The sequence below is a fragment of the Methanoregula formicica SMSP genome (genome assembly GCF_000327485.1).
Taxonomy (GTDB): Archaea; Halobacteriota; Methanomicrobia; order Methanomicrobiales; family Methanospirillaceae; genus Methanoregula; species Methanoregula formicica.
Map to the genome: position 1 here is coordinate 2233632 of NC_019943.1, position 15265 is coordinate 2248896.

At 58.3% G+C, this 15265-nt stretch carries 15 protein-coding genes; 5 read left to right on the forward strand and 10 right to left on the reverse strand.

The genetic code is table 11. From position 1 onward, the window contains the following. Window position 1: 1 nt before the first annotated feature. From METFOR_RS11085 to METFOR_RS15635, 4 genes are read right to left on the reverse strand one after another with little or no spacing between them, the layout of a single operon-like run. Window positions 2-1477: a methyl-accepting chemotaxis protein gene (locus METFOR_RS11085; protein ID WP_048111362.1), complete on the reverse strand. Its 1476-nt coding sequence runs from the start codon at window positions 1475-1477 to the stop codon at window positions 2-4. Window positions 1478-1482: 5 nt separating this feature from the next. Then, the gene (locus METFOR_RS11090) at window positions 1483-2070 is read right to left on the reverse strand and encodes an acetate uptake transporter (RefSeq protein ID WP_015286234.1); all 588 of its coding nucleotides are present in this window, start codon (window positions 2068-2070) and stop codon (window positions 1483-1485) included. A gap of 5 nt (window positions 2071-2075) precedes the next feature. After that, the gene (locus METFOR_RS15630) at window positions 2076-2240 is read right to left on the reverse strand and encodes a hypothetical protein (RefSeq protein ID WP_015286235.1); all 165 of its coding nucleotides are present in this window, start codon (window positions 2238-2240) and stop codon (window positions 2076-2078) included. Window positions 2241-2260: 20 nt separating this feature from the next. Then, window positions 2261-2416, reverse strand: a complete 156-nt coding sequence (locus METFOR_RS15635; RefSeq protein WP_015286236.1) for a hypothetical protein — start codon at window positions 2414-2416, stop codon at window positions 2261-2263. Between the two features lie 182 nt (window positions 2417-2598). Between METFOR_RS15635 and METFOR_RS11095 the strand changes: the two genes are divergently transcribed. Together METFOR_RS11095 and METFOR_RS11100 are read left to right on the forward strand one after the other, a co-directional pair. Beyond that, window positions 2599-4662: a PAS domain S-box protein gene (locus METFOR_RS11095; protein ID WP_015286237.1), complete on the forward strand. Its 2064-nt coding sequence runs from the start codon at window positions 2599-2601 to the stop codon at window positions 4660-4662. A 114-nt stretch (window positions 4663-4776) separates the two neighbouring features. Beyond that, window positions 4777-5157 (forward strand): response regulator, encoded by a 381-nt coding sequence (locus METFOR_RS11100; RefSeq protein WP_015286238.1) that lies wholly within the window; start codon window positions 4777-4779, stop codon window positions 5155-5157. Between the two features lie 106 nt (window positions 5158-5263). Here the strand turns inward: METFOR_RS11100 and METFOR_RS11105 are convergent, their stop codons facing one another. Further along, window positions 5264-7849 carry a calcium-translocating P-type ATPase, PMCA-type gene (locus METFOR_RS11105; protein WP_148277672.1) on the reverse strand — a complete coding sequence of 862 codons (2586 nt, stop codon included), beginning with the start codon at window positions 7847-7849 and terminating at the stop codon, window positions 5264-5266. A 161-nt stretch (window positions 7850-8010) separates the two neighbouring features. Between METFOR_RS11105 and METFOR_RS11110 the strand changes: the two genes are divergently transcribed. Beyond that, a complete protein-coding gene (locus tag METFOR_RS11110) occupies window positions 8011-9474 on the forward strand; it encodes an amino acid permease (protein WP_015286240.1) in 1464 nt (487 codons plus the stop codon). A 28-nt stretch (window positions 9475-9502) separates the two neighbouring features. On the opposite strand, the gene METFOR_RS11115 is transcribed toward METFOR_RS11110, so the two are convergent. The 4 genes from METFOR_RS11115 to METFOR_RS11130 all read right to left on the reverse strand — a co-directional run bounded on the left by METFOR_RS11115 (window position 9503) and on the right by METFOR_RS11130 (window position 12715). Then, the gene (locus METFOR_RS11115; protein ID WP_015286241.1) at window positions 9503-10339 is read right to left on the reverse strand and encodes an ABC transporter permease; all 837 of its coding nucleotides are present in this window, start codon (window positions 10337-10339) and stop codon (window positions 9503-9505) included. A 2-nt stretch (window positions 10340-10341) separates the two neighbouring features. Beyond that, complete coding sequence (locus METFOR_RS11120; protein WP_048111366.1) at window positions 10342-11349, reverse strand: ATP-binding cassette domain-containing protein; 1008 nt, start codon at window positions 11347-11349, stop codon at window positions 10342-10344. 56 nt (window positions 11350-11405) lie between these two features. Continuing rightward, complete coding sequence (locus tag METFOR_RS11125) at window positions 11406-11861, reverse strand: class I SAM-dependent methyltransferase (protein ID WP_083883433.1); 456 nt, start codon at window positions 11859-11861, stop codon at window positions 11406-11408. Between the two features lie 113 nt (window positions 11862-11974). After that, a complete protein-coding gene (locus METFOR_RS11130; RefSeq protein ID WP_015286244.1) occupies window positions 11975-12715 on the reverse strand; it encodes a class I SAM-dependent methyltransferase in 741 nt (246 codons plus the stop codon). Between the two features lie 62 nt (window positions 12716-12777). On the opposite strand from METFOR_RS11130, the gene pth2 reads away from it, so the two are divergent. Together pth2 and truD are read left to right on the forward strand one after the other, a co-directional pair. Next, complete coding sequence (gene pth2, locus METFOR_RS11135; RefSeq protein ID WP_015286245.1) at window positions 12778-13140, forward strand: peptidyl-tRNA hydrolase Pth2; 363 nt, start codon at window positions 12778-12780, stop codon at window positions 13138-13140. Beyond that, window positions 13137-14411 carry a tRNA pseudouridine(13) synthase TruD gene (gene truD, locus METFOR_RS11140; RefSeq protein ID WP_015286246.1) on the forward strand — a complete coding sequence of 425 codons (1275 nt, stop codon included), beginning with the start codon at window positions 13137-13139 and terminating at the stop codon, window positions 14409-14411. Before pth2 ends, truD begins: the two co-directional genes overlap by 4 nt. On the opposite strand, the gene sppA is transcribed toward truD, so the two are convergent. Next, the gene (sppA, locus tag METFOR_RS11145; protein ID WP_233504399.1) at window positions 14408-15259 is read right to left on the reverse strand and encodes a signal peptide peptidase SppA; all 852 of its coding nucleotides are present in this window, start codon (window positions 15257-15259) and stop codon (window positions 14408-14410) included. The two genes, truD and sppA, sit on opposite strands and share 4 nt — an antisense overlap. Window positions 15260-15265 lie beyond the last annotated feature (6 nt).

Here is a 15265-nt window from a genome sequence, read left to right on the forward strand (position 1 = left end):
TTCACACCTTGAATTTCTTGTTGGCGTCCATTGCCTGGACGGCAACTTCGTTCACGGTATGGACCATCCTGGTGATCTCGTCGATAGCCGCAGCTGATTCCTCCGTGGCGGCAGCAGTATCGCCTGCTTCCTTGGCCGTCCGCTCGATGAGGCCTGCCACCTCGTGAACGCTTGCCGTGATCTCCTCTGTGGTTGCCGCCTGCTCTTCGGTGGCAGCGGCAACTTCGGAGGCACTGTTGGCAACGGTCTCGGCTGCTTTCTGGATCGTCCTGAATGCTTCAAGCGCCTGCTGCGCCCCGGCGGCCCCCTTCTTGACCAGATTCTGGGCACTTTCCATGCCATCTGCGGCCTTTTTGGTCACAATGTTGAGCTGGGTGATCATCTCTTCGATCTTCTCGGCACTCGAACGGGACTCCTGGGCCAGGGATTTCACTTCCGATGCGACAACGGCAAATCCTCTTCCATGCTCTCCCGCCCGCGCCGCCTCGATCGCAGCATTGAGGGCCAGCAGGTTCGTCTGGCTGGCAAGGTCGCGGATCAGCACGATAATCTTGCCGATATCGGTCATCTGTTTCTCGATGTCCTTGATGACCTCGTAGGTTGCGCTTGCAGATGTTGTGATCTCCATCATATCCTTGTTGACGTTCTCAGCGAGGATCGCACCGCTCTTTGCGGAATCCTTTGCATTGTTTGCCTGTGCCGAGACGCTCTCCATGCTCGAGGTGATCTCTTCCACCGCGGCGCTCATGTCCTGCATAGCCTTCGACATCTGTTCAATGCCTTCCGAAGATTTCTGGGCATTCTCGGAGACGATGCCGGTATTCTTCGCGATCTGGTTCACACTCTTGGATGCATCCTCTACGCTCCTCGTCGCGTTGTCAGCCGTTGAAGTCAGGTTCAGCATCTGCTTGTTGACATCGCCGATGTTCTTCTGGAGTGCCCCGACAATACCGCGGACTGCATCGCGAAGCTTGACCAGCAGCTCATAGTTCTCCTGGGTATCAGCATCAGGTTTGGTGAGAGTATACCGTTGTGTAAGGTCGCCCTGCGCCATAATTTCGTAGATCTTAGCCAGCTCATTAACTTCATTGGCCACGTATTCCCCGTTTTTCACCGTCTTCGTGATATCGTTATAGGTAACGTAGATGTACTTGACATTCCCTTTCTCGTCAAGGAACGGCATGTTTGTCCGGACAACAACATAACTGCCGGAAGGTGTCTCAAGAGTGCTCTGGCCAACAGTCCGCTTCCGGGTAGTAAGTGCCTCACCAACGGATTCCCCGGTGTTCTTGAGATACTTGACCATGGATTTGTCCTTGAAATCCGTGAACTTCATCCCAATAAGCCGATCTTTGCTGTACCCGACCATCTTTTCGAATGCCGTGTTTACCAGGACAATTCGCAATTCGGCATCAACAACCACCTGCGACAGCGGATTGTCTTCAAACATTTCCATAAGTTCTTTTAATTCCAGCATTTCCATCACCCGAGGTTGATAACCTTCTCCTTGTAGACTTCGTTCATGACCTGCCCGAGGCCGGCATACATTGCGGAGAGCCCGCAGATGATCCCCTCAATCCCTGCGATCGTGAGGATCAGGATGTTGCCAGTCGCATTCCCGATGATGAGGAGCAGGAACAGCAGCACGAGCAGGCCGAATACCACGTTCAGCGCCATACCAATCCTCCAGGTGATGATCCACATCACGAACGAGAACAGCCCCCATATCCCGAGGAATGCCAGGAAGTCCATCTTGCCAAAGACATCCGACATCCCGAGTTTCGGCATCACGATCAGGCCGACGAGCGATATCCAGAAGAACCCGTACGATATGAAGGCCAGGGTACCGAACGTATTGTTCTTCTTCCATTCCATGATCCCCGCAATGATCTGGGCAATACCCCCGTAGAAGATGCCCATTGCGAAGATCATCGATCCCAGTGCGAAGAGTCCTGCATTGTGCAGGTTCAACATGACGGTGGTCATGCCGAATGCCAGGAGCCCCAGCGGCGCCGGGTTTCCCGTTGTGTCAATAATCCTTATCTCGTGTTTCCCTTCATCTGATTCCATCTTAATCACCACATTCCCCTGATCTCATCCATCTCATCCATGCCTGTTGAGCGCAGCCAGACGTACAGGAGACGGGCGCGGTTGGCATCAGACGACGCTGCGCCGATCACGATCGGCATTTCACGCCAGAACCCCGCGGGGCTCCGCATCTTCATATCCGTTGACATCATGGCTGTTCACCTCGCATCCTTCACTCGTTCTTCCCAAATCCCCTGAGTGCAAAGTAGTCGTCCAGTTTCTGGGACAACCGGTTGAGTATCTCCTGCTGTTCCTCCAGGCCGTTTCTCAGCCCGGCAATTGTGGTCGGCGATCCTGTTTCCGATGGATTCCTAGACGAGTCTTCCATTCCGTAACTCCTTTGTTCAGCACCTGTCCGAAGGGCGGTATTTTGCCATGCGTTTTAGTGCAACACAGGGATTTGTGCTAAAAGACCTTGATAAAGGATCTTATTTGCATAGCATATACGCACGGCGGATTCGAAGGATTTATACGATACCTTGAAGAACAGAATAATTAACGGGGAGTGCGATGGAGGAGTTTCAACAGGATATCCATAGAATCCGTGAGCTGCTGGCAACAAAAAGGGAGGGGATGAGCATCACGGATATATCCACCAGGCTGGATATCAACAGAAATACCGTTGCCAAGTACATGGAGATCCTCCAGATCCAGGGGGCAGTTGACGGGCGGAAGCGGGGAACCTCCAAGGTATTCTATCTGACCGAACGTATCCCTGCACTCTCGCTGAAGAAAGTCTGTTCCCACCCCTATTTTGTCGTTGACATGGACGGGATGATCAATGATGCAAACCATGAGTTCTGCACCCTTGCCGGTATAACCGCAGACCAGTTGATACGGCAGTCATCGGAAATGGTCCCGCTCAATCTGCCGGACGGGACCACGCTCCAGAATCTTTTCAGAACCGCCCTGAAAGGTTCAGAGCAGCGGGCCCGGGCGCAGATCCGGCAGGGTGACCGGATCGTACCAGTAACCCTTGTCATGATTCCGGTTGTCTTCCAGGATGGCAGGCCCGGCGTATCCGTCATCGCTGACCCGGAAAATCAGAACTATGAACTCCCGAAGAGAAGCCATCCCCCCGATGATCTCCTGGCACTGATTGACGATGAGATGGAATACGTTGTCCGGCGAACCGCAGAAGGCATCACCCTTTACGTGAACGAGACCTACTGCCGTGCCGTCGGGAAGAGCCGGGAAGAACTGGTCGGCCGCCCCTTCAAGCCTCTCGTATCGCCCGAGGACAATGTGCGGATCCAGGAACACCTTGCCAGTCTTAGCGTGAAATATCCCGTAGGGACGATCGAGTACAAGGCTGTCATGGCAAACGGGGAGCTCCGACACCAGCGGTGGCAGGACCGTGCTCTCTTCAACTCCCGCGGCGAGCTGGACACCATCAGCTCGTTTGGCATTGACATCACCGAACAGGCCATAACAGCCCAGAAACTGAAAAAAGCCCATGAGACGCTCGAAGAATCGATCGTCCAGCGGACAGAAGAACTGCGGGGCATAAACCGCCAGCTCTATGCAGAGATTGCCGAGCGGGAGCGGATAGAGGAGCAGCTTCTCCTTGCGCAGTTCGCCATGGACAAGGCAACCGACATGGTCTTCTGGATCGGCCAGAACGGGCGGATCCGGTACGCGAACGATGGTGCGGCAACGGACCTGCTCTATGAAAAGTCCGGGCTCATCGAAAATTTCTTTGGCGATATTGTCGGGGGATACTCACCGGAAGAATGGGACCGGCTCTGGCAGGAGCTGAAGAGCGGGGGACAGGTCTCCCGCGAGACGCACCTGGTGAAAAAGGACGGGGGACGCGTTCCCGCAGATGTGCGGCTCACGTATTTCGAATACCGGGGCAGGGAATTCGTGTACTGTTCATCCCGCAACCTTTCAGAACGGATCCGGATGGACCAGGCGCTCAAAGAGGCCAACAAGAAACTCAATGTCTACTCAAGCATCGCAAGGCACGATATCCAGAACAAGATCACCGTCCTTCTTGCCTACCTTGGCAGGACAAAAAAAGCGGTAACCGATCCAAGGCTCCTTGACTATCTCGGTCACCAGGAGCAGGCCGCAAAGGCGATCAGGACAGAGATCAACCTGACGCGGGACTTCAAGGACATGGGTATCGATCCCCCCGAATGGCAGGACGTCTCCACATTGATCTCTGCTGTAGCCGGCAAGTACGCAGAAACCCCTGCCCGGATATGGATAGACCTGCCCCGCGTGGAGATCTATGCAGACAGCAAGTTGGAGCATGTTCTCGACCGGCTCCTCGAACGGTCGCTCGAGAATGAAGACCAAAACCTGGAGATCCGGGTCAGCTACCGGGTCAGCGAGGGAAAGCTTCTCATCATCTTCGAGAACAACGGGCCCGGGTACCGGCCCGAGGAGAAAGAAGGTATCTTTGAACTGAAAAGCGAGGGATCCGGGAGCCGCGAACTCTTTATCGCACGCGAGATCCTCTCCCTGACAGGCATCACCCTTGCCGAGAATGGTGAGTTCGGGAAGGGAGCCCGGTTTGAGGTGAAAGTCCCGGAAACCTATTACCGTTTTGTTCCCGGCACTGCCTGACCGGCCGACCCGGACACCACCTTTTCCCCGTATAACCGACCGGCAATAAAAAAACAACGCATAAATACGACTTTTCTGCAACTGATGTACTGTATACTACGTCAGGAAAATGCAATGCCCAGAATCCTGCTTGTCGACGATGATAAGGACATCCTTGATATAATCCGGCTCGACCTCGAGGATGACCCGGCGAATGCGGTGGATACCACAAGTACCGCTGCCGAAGCCATCACGAAAGTCACCCGGACCCCCTACGACGTGATCATTGCTGACTGGCGCATGCCCGGGATGAATGGCACCGATCTTATCAGGAAACTCAGAAGCGACGGGTGCGCCTCGTTCATCATCCTGTATACCGGCTATTCCCTCAGTTCCGATATCCGGACAACGCTGGACTGCGGGGCCGATCATTACCTCCACCGTGGCGGCAATCCCGACCTGGAATTTGCCGAACTGCACCGGCTGATCAAATTCGTTGCCGGAAAAAAAGCATAATCCTCTTTTGTGCGGGCACAGGTGCCCATCCATTTTCATCCCGTGCAGATCGTTTCTGCCAGACAAGAGTGCGGGAGGGGCCCTTCTGCCCGCACACTCTCCCCGGTTACGCAGATGTATCATTCCGGGAGGCTTTCACGTACTGGTAAACCACCCGGAGCAAAAACCCGACAACAAGAACCGATGCCGATGCAATGATGATCGTCAGCCACTGCATTGCCGACAGCGGCACGGTTGCAAAGACGCTTCCCCCAAACTGGACCAGCACGATCTGGAGGAGCAGGACCATTCCCATAATCAGGAAGAACAGGGGATTTCCCTTGAAAAAGGGCGGCATCTTCCCGTCAAGGGCGCGGCAGTTAACGCCATTCCAGATCGCGGCCACAATGAAGGCCGAGAAGAAGACCGTCGTGATCTCTTCCGGCGTTGATCCGCCAAGGAAACCGGTTGCCAGCTGGAGGAGACCCCCGATGATCAGGAAGGCTCCCGTGACAAGGATCGAGAGCCACATGAACGGCGTGATGATTGTTGCATCCTGCGGGACGGGCTGGCGTTTCAGCAGCCCTGCATGCGGGGCTTCCGAGCAGAGGGCGAACGCGGCAAGGGTGTCCATGATGATGTTGATCCAGAGGATCTGGATGATGGTGAAGGGCTCGGGATACCCGAGAAGCGGGGCGATGAAGACAAGGAGGCAGGCGCAGAAGTTGATGGTCAGCTGGAAGAGGAGGAAACGCTGGATGTTCTCATAGAGCGACCTCCCCCACCAGACCGCCTGCGTGATGGAGGCAAACGAGTCGTCGAGCAGGATGATGTCGCTTGCTTCGCGGGCTACCTCAGTCCCCGCAATGCCCATGGCAAAGCCGACATTGGCATGCTTGAGCGCAGGTGCATCGTTCGTCCCGTCACCGGTCACGGCTACGACATCCCCGGACTTCTGGAGCGCCTGGACAAGGAGCAGCTTGTCCATGGGCTGGGCCCGGGCCATGATGTCGAGATTCCGGGCAGCCGTGACCTGCTCGTCAGGAGAGAGCGCCCGGAAGGCCGGACCGGTCACAACGGTCCCGCCCTTGTGGATACCGGACTCCACGGCAATGGCACGGGCGGTCTCCGGGTTGTCCCCGGTCACCATCCGGACACGGATCCCCGCATTCTGGCAGGTTGCAACCGAGTCCCCGATATTGTCGCGGAGCTGGTCCCGGATCCCCACGAACCCGTCCCAGACAAGGTTCGTCTCGCTCTCGTCACCGTTCACGATCTCCTTGTGGGCAAAGGCCAGCGTCCGCATCGCACGCTTCGCAAGCGCCATGACCCCGGAAAGGTCCGGCGCCTCCACGCAGAGACCGGCGAGGATCTCCGGTGCACCCTTGACCAGGAGAAACTGCTTCCCGTTGATCTCCACAACCGTTGACATCCGTTTCCGGTTTCCATCGAAGAGGTACTGCTTTGTCTCGTGCATCTCTGCCCGGATCTGCGCATAGTCAAGGCCGTATTCCTTCAGCCAGCGGAGGAGCGCCCCCTCCGTGGAGTTGCCGATCACGATGGTTTTCCCGTCATGGGTGTCGAGGTACGCGGTCCCGTTGATGGCCGCGTTGAGGGTTATCCACCCGATGGGGGTTTTCGGGAGCGCTTCGGGCTTGACAGGGTTGCCGGCAGAGGATTCGGCAACGAGCATCTGGTTCTTTGTCAGCGTCCCGGTCTTGTCGGTGCAGATGGTGGTGGAAGACCCGATCGTCTCGCAGGCAATGAGCCTTCGCACCAGGCAGTTGGCCCGGGTCATCTTCCGCATGGCAAGGGAGAGCGAGAGGGCCACGCTCATCGGCAGGCCTTCGGGAACGGCCGCGACCACGATAACGACCGCGAGCATGAAGTAATGCAGGATATGGTTGGCGGTATCGAGGTTGAACCCGCTCACGTCACCGGTCAGTACGCCCCGGGCAAACAGCGTGACACAGATGAGGATGGCCATCGCGTACCCGAATTTGCTGATCACGCCGGCAAGCTCCTCGAGTTTTATCTCAAGCGGGGTCCGGGTGGCATGGTCGATCCCGAGGGACGCGGCGATCACGCCCATCTCGGCCCGGTCGCCAACCGCGCCCGCGAGGACCCGGCCTTTACCGGCCGTGACGAAAGTGCCCTTTAATACCCGTTCCCGTTCGCCTTTTTTTACCGGCTCGCTCTCTCCGGTGAATGCGGATTCGTCAACAACCAGGCCATCCGATGCAAGGACCCAGCCGTCGGCAGGGACCGCGTCCCCGGCTTCGAGGAGAATGAGGTCGCCGACAACGATGTCACGGGACGCGACCTGGACGGGATGTCCGTCGCGGACTACCTTGATCGCGATCTCGTCCCGGTGGGCATTTAAGACATCGAACTCCCGGCTGCTCCGGTACTCGTTGAAGAAGGCAATTCCGGTGGAGAGGAGGATCGCGGCAATGATGCCCACGGTATCAAGGAGACCGCTCCCCTGGATGAGCGAAACGACCGTGGAGATGGCAACGGCAAAGAGCAGGATGCGGATGATGGGGTCGTCGAACTTCTCCAGGTACTGCTTCCAGAGCGGATCCCGCACCGGGGGTGTCATCATGTTTGCGCCGTACTCTGTGCGCATCGTTTCGACACGATCAGAGGAGAGGCCGGTGGTGCCGGCGATCTCCGTTAATCGTTCACGGGAAATCAGCGACTCTTCCTTCATGGAGCATGCTCTGGTGTACTGGTCATCAGTATTGGAGCGGAGGGCGGAAAAGAGTATAGGTCTTCCCGGGAAAACCAACAGGACCCATTCGGTATGGGCCCGGAGCAGGAAAAGCGTCAGCACTTTTAACCTTCCACGGCAATCACTCATCGTTCAGAACCATGGACATCCCCTCCCTCCGTGCCCGGTTTGCTTCGATCTCAGAGACCAAACCCATCAGCAAGCTGATGGAATGTACCCGGGGGCCGGGCGGGCTGAAAAAGGTCCTCTCGCCACTCGAGCTCACGCTCCTTGGGATCGGGGCGATCATCGGCACCGGGATATTCGTCATCACGGGAGTCGTTGCCGCGAACTACTCCGGGCCGGCGCTGGTGCTCTCCTTCATCATCTCCGGCATTGCCTGCGCTTTTGCAGCGCTCTGCTATGCCGAATTCGCCGCAATGGTCCCGGTTGCCGGAAGCGCCTATACCTACGGCTATGCCTCGCTCGGGGAGATCTGGGCCTGGATCATCGGCTGGGACCTGATCCTCGAGTATTCCGTCTCAATTGCAGCAGTTGCCGTCGGCTGGTCCGGGTACATGGAGAACATCCTGTCCAGCGCCGGAATCGCCCTGCCGGCCGCACTGGCCGGTCCGCCCGGTACTGACGGCGGGATCCTCAACCTCCCGGCGATCCTCATCATCCTTGTGATAACCGGGCTGCTTGTGCTTGGTGTGAAAGAGAGCGCCCGTGTCAATACTGCCGTTGTCATCATCAAGATCAGCGTGATCCTCCTCTTCCTGTTCCTCGCGTTCTCGCACATCAACCCGGCCAACTGGAGCCCGTTCATGCCCTTTGGGTGGGGCGGCGTTATCACCGGTGCTGCAATCGTCTTTTTTGCCTATATCGGGTTCGATGCCGTATCCACGGCAGCCGAAGAGGTGAAAGACCCGCAGAGGAACGTCCCCATCGGCATCATCGGGTCCTTACTCATCGCCACGGTTCTCTATCTCGCCGTCTCTGTCGTCCTGACCGGCATTGTCCCGTACTACCAGTTTGCCGGAACCTCGGCTCCCGTTGCATTTGCACTCGGGGAGATCGGGATCAGCTGGGGCTCTGCCCTTGTTGCAGTCGGGGCCATCTGCGGTATCACTTCGGTGCTCATTGTCCTGATGTACGGCCAGACCCGGATCTTCTTTGCCATGTCCCGCGACGGGCTCCTGCCGGGCATGTTCCGGAACCTGCATCCGGTGTACCGTACTCCTGTCAGGGCAACCCTGCTTGTCGGCATTGCAACATCCCTCATCGCGGGTTTCCTCCCGCTCCAGGCCATTGCGGAACTGGTCAACATCGGGACGCTGGCGGCATTCATCATTGTCTCCGTGGGGATAATCGTCCTGAGGAGGACGCGGCCGGAGATCGACCGCCCGTTCCGGTGCCCCCTTGTTCCGCTCATTCCCGTTCTGTGCATCATCTTCTGCTCAGTCCTGATCATCATGCTCCCTCTGGTGACCCATCTCCGGTTTGTCCTCTGGCTCGCAATCGGCCTCATCATGTATTTTGCCTACGGTACCAGCCATTCCCGGCTCCATGACGACACTGCCGGCATGGAGTGCTGGGATGCGGGCAGCAGCGGCAAACCCTGATGCATTCCCCAAAGGAGAACTGTAACCCTCAGATCACTACCGCGTTCCGGAACCTCCACCAGGCAAGGGCAAACATGATTGCAGTAAAAAGGACAAGGCCCAGGAACGAGAGCAGGATATCCGCCTGCGTAAAAGCATAGTGGTGGCCGAGAGCATAAAAATCCGGGCCGATCGCGAAGTAACGGATACCGTTGATGAGCAGGGTCATCGGGTTGTATGCAGAAACGATCCGGAGCACTTCGGGGAAGTTGTCAATCGGGTAGAGGGCATTGCTTGCAAAAAAGATCGGCATGGTAAGAAGCGTCATGACACCCTGGAGCCCCTCCGGGCTTTCCATGGAAATGGCAATCGCTGCCGAGAGGAAGAGGAAACCGAGAGCGAACAGGGCGACAAACAGAAGGACCCCGGCAATGCCGATCACGATCCGGAGGGGTGTGAAGCCGGCAAAGAACGCAGCGCCGATCAGGACACCGAAGCCCATGATGATGACGGCCTGGATAAAGGACTTGGTCACGCCGGAAAGGGCGATGCCGGCAACGATATGGTTCCGGCTCACCGGGCTTGCCAGGATCTCCCGCATGAGGCCCCAGTTCTTGTCGAACAGGATCACGATCCCCGAGAAGAGGCTTGTGAACAGCGTGGTCATCGCGATGATGCCGCAGCCCATGAACGTGAGGTACCCCACAGCTTTTGCCCCCTCCGGAACGGGCATGCCTGCCATCACCGCGTCGAAGTTGCTTGCCATGGCAATGCCAAAGAAGGCGAGCCAGAGCGCCGGCTGGAGGAGTGAGGAGACAAGCAGGGACTTGAACCGGACGAACCGGATCATGTCCCGCCAGTAGATGGTTAAAAAGCCGTCCTGCATGTTCAGTGCCTCGCTGCCCGCAAAAACCCGCCCCGCGCCGGCTGCTGCCCCTCGTCGCGGATCTCTTTTCCCGTGTAAAAGACAAAGACATCGTCCATGGTCGGTTTCTTCAGGTTGATGGTGGTGATCGCAATGCCCGCTTCCCGCAACGTGTCGATGACACCGGGCAGGAGCCGGGTCCCGTCCTCGTTCACCATCAGGACAATCCCCTGTTTCTTCTCCGTGATCTCCCGCACGGAGGGGAGGGATTCGAGCAGCCGGCGGGCGGCCGGGTTGTCGCTAGTCTCAAGGTAGATCAGGTCCTGCCCGAGCGTGTTCTTCAGCTGCCAGGGAGTCCCCGTGATGATGATCTTCCCGTGGTCAATGATGCTGATCCGGTCCGAGAGCTGGTCTGCCTCGTCCATGTAATGCGTTGTCAAAAAGATGGTCGTGCCCTCGCGGTTCACGCTACGGATATACTCCCACATCCGCATCCGGGTCTGCGGGTCAAGCCCGATGGTCGGTTCGTCCAGGAAGAGGACGAGGGGACGGGTCATCAGCCCGCGGGCGATCTCGAGCCGGCGCTTCATCCCGCCGGAGAGTTTCTTGGTCAGTTCGTTCCGTTTCGCATCGAGCTGGACCAGGTTCAGCAGTTCTTCGATCCGTTCCCGGCGCTCCGCAAGTGGCATGCCATACAGCCGCCCGTGGAACTCCAGGATCTCCCAGACGGTCATATCCCGGTCGAGCGTAATATCCTGGAATACGATCCCGATGGATTCACGGATCTTCTGCGGGTCGGTTTTCACGTCGTGCCCGGCTATCGTTGCCTTCCCGTTCTGGAGGGCAAGAAGCGTGATCAGGACATTGATGGCCGTACTCTTCCCGGCACCGTTCGGCCCCAGAAACGAGAAGATTTCACCCTTTTTGACGGAGAAACTGATCCCGTCCACCGCTTTGAAGCCCCCGTAGGTATGTTCGAGAGCCTCTACGAGGATGATCGGAGCATCTCCCGCGGGCACCGGTCCTGCCATGCAGGAATATTCCGGGTGGATCTCCATAAACCCAGTGATCGGGGTAGTTTGCGATGCTATTGTTCCTGCTCCTTTCTGCCGGTCATGAGAAAGACCGTGAACGGCCGGATCTCCCCGGAAGGTGACTCTTTCTGCACGATGGCGGCAGTCCGGTTACGGACATGGGCGAGCCCCGCTGCTTCGAAATGGGTTTTCATCATGCACCGGTCAAATCCGTTATGGAACACCCCCTCCGGAGTGTCATGAAACTTCCCGTTATCGCAGTCAAGGTCCGCGATGGCAAGGGTGCCGCCGCGTTTCAGCACCCGGAGAAGGATCTCAAGGATTGGGCGCACATCCCGTATGTGGTGAACCGTCATGCTGCTCATCACCAGATCATACTGTCCCTCCAACCGGTCGCCGTGTTCCAGGTCGATGCACCGGGTTGTTACATTGATGAGATGCTGCGATCTGACCTTCTCCTCAAGAACCGCAAGCATCCCGGGCGAGCTTCGCTCTCCGGGGTTTGTCATCCCAGGTTGCAGCCTTGCCGTCAAACGTGTTCGTCTCACGGTGCACAGGAGTGTCGCCGGCCATGGGTTTTCACCGGATGTAGGCGGGACAGAGGGAAAAATGCTCGCCTCATTCACGCCCGGATCTTTTCCGCGATTATCGCAATCAACCCTTCGCCTGCCATATGCTCATCTATCCGCAGGCCTGCATGTTCCAGTTCACGGAGCAGAAACGCTAGTGTGATCCGGATCTTCTCGTACGAACTTGCACTTCTCTCCCACGTTCCGGACTGGTGCGAGTAGACAATGTCAGTCACGCCGACACACTTTTCATCGTACTCCAGCCTGCACAGGAAGATTCGATCTGCATCCCGGCGTACCGGAAGGACAACAGTCTCCCCTATCTCTCCCGGAGTATAATCCCGGAGCGTGAGAACAAACTTCCCGCCCGGCACGAGTTCCGTATAACACTGCCGGAGCAGGTCCCGGACAGAACCGGCACCCGGCAGGTGCGCCAGCGTGTCGCCCATGCAGACGATGAGTTCCGGGTCCCTGCCGGCCCAGAGCGGGAAATCAAGGATATCCCCTTCAACGGTGGCGATACCCGGGGCACGGTGCACCAGCTCCCGGAGGAGCGGCCGGCAGAAATCCACGGCCGTAACCCGGAATCCCGCTTCCGCAAGGGGAATTGCCGCAAAACCGCAGCCCGCCCCAAGGTCTATGGCGGTACCGGTAGAGCGGGGGACAATGCCCGCCTGAACGAAAAACCTGCGGTTCCGTTCCAGGTTACTGTCGAAACCCCCGGCCATCCAGGCATACTGCCCGGCCAGGAAACGGTCGTAGTGCTCTTTCACCGGCATGGCAGAGGGGGTCATGGTTATCGATCGTTTGCCTTCCTGCTATACTTATTTGACGTGCCAGAACCAAGTATACGCCAATGGTTAAAGAGCCCGAATTCCGGTACAAGCAGTGCCTGATCATCAGGAACGATGTCAAGATGAGCTGCGGCAAGCGGTGTGCCCAGGCCGGCCATGCCGCCATCGGTGCCTACAATGCCGCGGACAAGGCGCTCCAGAAGGCATGGCTCTCCGAGGGGCAGAAGAAGGTCGTCCTGAAGGCAAACGATGAGCGGACCCTGTACGAGCTGAAGGTGCTTGCCGAGCGGAACGGCATCTCGACATCCCTGATCCAGGACGCCGGCATGACCGAAATCCCGCCGGGCACGATCACGGCGCTCGGCCTTGGTCCGGCAAAGAGCGAGGACCTTGACCGGATTACCGGAACGCTCACCCTGTTATGAGAGAGAGCACCTTCCCCCTCGAACGCGAGCTCGGGATGCGCTGGTATGCCAGCGATGGCGACGGGATCGGCGGCAGGCTCCGCTCCAGTCCCTCGGACTTTATCGTGGAGGAGATCCCGATCGAGGGAAAGGGCGGCACTGCAGGCCCATACCTCATCTGCCGGCTGACCAAGACCAACTGGGAACTCCAGCACGCGGTCAGGGAGATCGCAAAACGGCTCGGGATCAGCCACCGCCGGATCGGGTGGGCCGGTACCAAGGACCGGAACGCGATAACAACACAATGGATCTCGATCTATGACGTTACCGAAGAACAGGTGCGGGGCGTGCAGCTCAAAGACATTGTCCTTGAACCGCTGCGGAATGCCAACGAGGCCCTCGCCCTCGGCCAGCTGGAAGGGAACCGGTTTGCGCTGGTGATCCGGGACACCGATCCGAATGACCTTGCCGGGCGGGTAGAGGCGATAACCGGGACTGTCCGCGAAGCTGTCCCCAACTTTTTCGGACTCCAGCGTTTCGGCGCGATCCGCCCGGTCACCCACGCGGTCGGCGAATGGATATTGCGGGACAACTACGAGCAGGCGGTCCTCACGTACATCGGCCTCCCGTTCCCTTCTGAGAACGAAGACGTCCGGGCCGTCCGCACCGCGTTTCTCGAAACCCGCGACCCGGCACCGGCGCTCCGCAACCTTCCCGTCCAGATGAATTACGAACGGGCCATGCTCCAGCATCTCCACAATAACCCGGGCGACTATGCCGGGGCCCTCCGCGAGCTCCCGCCCAAGCTCCTCTCCATGTTCGTCTCTGCATTCCAGTCGTACATCTTCAACTGTGCCCTGAGCCGGAGGTTCGACGACGGGGTCGCACTCACGGAACCGGTGCCGGGCGACCACCTGGTCTTTGCCAATGGCCGGACAGATACGGTAACCGCCACAAACGCCGCGGCCGCCGCCCTCCATATCCGGCGCGGCCGGTGCAGCATCGCCCTCTTCATGCCCGGTCGCGGAAACAGCAGCGGCCCGGTTCTTAAGGAACCGGTCATGGACGGACTTCTTGCGGAGAAGAATATCACGCCGGATGACTTTGCCCGGGCCTCGCGCTTTGTCGGCACGAAGTTTGAGGGGGCGTTCCGCCCCATCTCGCTCAAAACAGAGATTGAGTATTCCACCGGGGAGACGGACGTGACGCTGAAGTTCACGCTCCCGCCCGGCCATTACGCGACAACGGTCTGCCGCGAGTACATGAAAGCTGATCCCGTGCGGATGGTCTAACGCCGGGACGCGGCAAGCCGCTTTGCGCCCTCGATGGCGTCATTGAGGTTCCCGAGCTCGTCCACGATGTTCATCCTGACGGCTTCAGCACCCCGTATGACCCGCCCGTCCTCGATATCGGCACGGTTGATCGCCCGCTGGGTCGTGACATCGCTGATGAATGTCTCGAAACTGTCCTCGACAACCTTCTTTGCATAGGCCTGCTCCTCCTCGGTAAGGGACCGTGCCGTTGAGCCCATGTCCTTCTTGCTGCCGGACTTGTACACGCTCAGGTTGTACCCCTCGTTCTCCATCCAGGAACTGACATCGGAGAATTCCCAGATAACGCCAACACCGGCCGTGAAGGTGTCGGGATTGGCATAGATCCGGTCGGCATGGGCGCTGATATAGTAGGCGGCGGACGTAGCAATGTCTCCCATGGAAACAACCACCGGTTTTTTGCTCTTCGCGTACTCAAGGTCGCGGATGATCTCCTGCGCTGACGACGGGGTTCCGCCCGGGCTGTTCACCCGGAGCACGATGGCTTCGACCAGGGGATCGTCCGCCGCCTCGCGGAGCTGCGAACCGATTGCTTCGCTCCCGGCAATATTCCCATCGGAGATATCGCTCGTCGCAAGCGATCCTTCTATCCGGATGACGGTCACCCCGCGGGTGTCCGTGTCCGTCAGGACATAGACTGCGACAAGGACCGCGAGCACGAGAAGGATGCCGGCAATGAGGACGGCAAGCCACATGAGGCTGCCCTGACGCTTCCGCGAGGCGGGTGCCGCCTTTTCCACCCGGATTTCCGGTACGGCCGTGACTGCAGGGGCGGGCGAGGGGGATCCATCGACAGGGTGTTCGTCCATGATCCC